Below are 2,659 nucleotides of genomic sequence, written 5' to 3'. Positions count from 1 at the left end.
GCCTCGGCGGGCGAGAAGCTCTCCATCACCTGCACGTCGTTCACCTGCACGTCCTTGAAGATCGAGTTGCCCTCGCGGTCCTCCAGGACCAGGCGGCCGTTCTCGTAGCGCGCCTCGCGCAGCTCGGACACCGGGTACTCGATCCCGCGGTCCAGCATCGTGCGGACCCCGCCGCGCACCATCCCGGCCACGACGCGCGCGAAGCCCGACTCCTCCTTCTTCGCGTCGTCGCGCATGTCGCGGTCGATCTCGCTGAGCCCGCGATCGGTGAGCTGCATCACCAGCTTCCGATCGATCAGGAGGAGGGCCACCTCGCCGCCGCGCGTCTGGATGGCGGAGGTGGCGCGGCGAAGCGGCTGGCGCTCTACGAAGCGCGTGTCGGAATCGCCGCGGCTGTGGCCGCGCTGTGCATGGGCGGGGGCGGCGAGTGCGAGGGCGGCGCAGACCAGGACGAGGGCACGCATGAGGGAAGCTCCGGAGGAAGGGACGACGGGTGGCTGCTCCCGTAACGGGGCGGAGCGCACAAAGGTTTCGATCCCGCGATCCCCCGGAACGTTGCCCCCTACCCACCCGCCGCGGTGACCGATCCGTCGTGCAGCTTGATGCCGCGGCGCACCAGGAAGTCGGAGATCCCGCGGCTGATGCGCTCCACCTCCACGATGGTGCGGTCGCTCAGGTAGCGCCGCGAGCGACCCGCCGCGCACAGCGTCCCGATCACCTCCTCGCCGCCCGCGCCGAGCACGGGGACGGAGACAAAGGTGCCGAACTTCTCCGCATCCTCCTCCGCGGCGCCGGGGAGGTCGCGGCTCACGTCGGCGGTCCACACGAGCCCCGCCTCGCGGCAGCGCTGGCAGAGCGACCCGGTCCAGGAGATGGCGTGGCCCGCCGGGACGCCCATGCCGGCCGGATCGTGGACGTAGCGATGCTCCAGCGTGTCGTCCGCGAGGTTGCGGATGTTGAGGAAGCTCGTCTCCAGCCCCGTGGCCGCGGCGACGTCGGCCAGCAGCGCGCGCACGTACCCGGCGAAGTCCTCCACCCGGGGCGCCGCGCGAGGATGCGCCAGCCGCTGCGGCGTGGGCGACACCACGATGCCGGGGAGCGGGAGGGGGGCCGGTCGCGCCAGGTAGTACCCCTGCCCGCACGTGATCCCCAGGCGCACCAGCGTGTCCAGCTCGCCGGCGGTCTCCACCCCCTCCGCCACCACCGTCGCGCCCAGACTGTCCGCGAAGGAGGCGAGCGCGCCCACGAGCACCTCCCGCGCGCGGTCCTCGTCGATCCCGCACACCATGTCGCGGTCCAGCTTGATGGTGTGGGGGCGCAGCGCCAGGATGTGCCGGAAGCTGGCGTACCCCGCCCCCGCATCGTCCACGGCGACGCGCGCGCCCAGCCCGCGCAGCTCGTCCAGGTCCCGGACGAGCTCGTCGTAGTGCGTCACCGAGCTGTGCTCCGTGATCTCCAGCACCACCCGCCGCGCATCCACCGCCGCCAGCGCCTCGCGCAGTGCGGGGCTGGAGACGGTGCCGGGCGACACGTTTACGGACAGGTACACCTCCGCGGGGATGGCGGGGAGGAGGGCGAGCGCGGAGAGGATCGTGGCGATCTCCAGCTCGACGCCCAGCCCCAGCTCGGCGGCGCGGGCGAACCAGACGTCGGGGCTCCCCCCGGGCCCCTCGAAGCGGGTCAGCGCCTCGGCGCCCACCATGCGCATGTCCGCGAGGCCCACGATGGGCTGCAGGACCGTCGCGACGCCCTGGCCGGCGATGGCGCGCTCCACGTCGCCGCGGGAGATGCGCGCAGGGCGAGGGATGGCCGCGCGGGCCAGGTCTTCGCCGAGCGAAGCTGCGAGTGCGTCCAGCAGGCGTCCGTCCCCGGGGCCGAGCTGGGGGTTGGCGCCGCGCCCCAGGCAACACACCATCCCGAAAAGCGTGCCGTCCGGCAGGTGCACCGGCGCGGACGCATACGAGCCGATCCCCAGCCGCTCGGTGATCGCGAGTGCAGCGGCATCGGGGTGCGCGCGCGCATCGGGGATGACGGAGGGGAGGGTGCCGTCCAGCGCCCGCGAGCAGTACGAGATCGGCCAGGGGATGACGGACCCTTCGCTGATCCCGAACGGACCCGGATCGCCGTCCACCGCGTGGAGGATCTGATCGCTCCCGGTGCGCTCGGCGAGCCACACCACGTCCATGGCCAGGGCGTTACGCGCCACCTTTAAATAGCGTCTTGCAATCGCCTGTACCGCGCTGTTCTGCATCATCCTTTTGAGCCCCCTGCTGGTCCCGCGCCGCCATCGCGGAACGCGGACAAACGCAAGAGCGGAGCCGGGCGGGCCCTCACCCCCGGCTCGTTACACTCGCCTGCCGTCCGGTGGGATTTGTCCCGCGCAGAGTGCCCCCTCCCCCCGACCCGCGCCGCGCCCGCCACCCGTCCGCGCACACCGAGATCCGTAGCGGCAGCCCACCCTCGCCCCCATTCCGACCCTCGCATCGAAATCCGACCCTCGTAGGGGCCGCCCCACGTGGCTGCCCGTGCCTTCCGCCGCTCCGCCCTCCGCCTCCTGCGCACCGATGCACGCCACCGCCCCTCCCCCAGGCTGTTTTGGGGGAGGGGCCGCGAGGAACGAGCGGGGGAGGGGGGGGGGGGGGGGGGGGGGGGGGGGGCG

The 2,659-nt window shown here is 73.1% G+C and carries 2 protein-coding genes; both read right to left on the bottom strand.

Features of this window, described 5'->3' with window-relative positions:
• Positions 1–464: hypothetical protein (locus tag VF647_13285; GenBank protein ID HEX8453069.1), on the bottom strand; the 464-nt coding region annotated here is incomplete at its 3' end.
• A gap of 98 nt (positions 465–562) precedes the next feature.
• Entirely contained in the window at positions 563–2,251 is a 1,689-nt protein-coding gene (locus tag VF647_13280) for an EAL domain-containing protein (GenBank protein HEX8453068.1), read from the bottom strand.
• Positions 2,252–2,659 lie beyond the last annotated feature (408 nt).

The organism is Longimicrobium sp., from assembly GCA_036387335.1.
Taxonomy (GTDB): domain Bacteria; phylum Gemmatimonadota; class Gemmatimonadetes; order Longimicrobiales; family Longimicrobiaceae; genus Longimicrobium.
The sequence above is the reverse complement of the archived record's forward strand: the minus strand, read 5'-3'. Positions and strand labels throughout refer to the sequence as shown.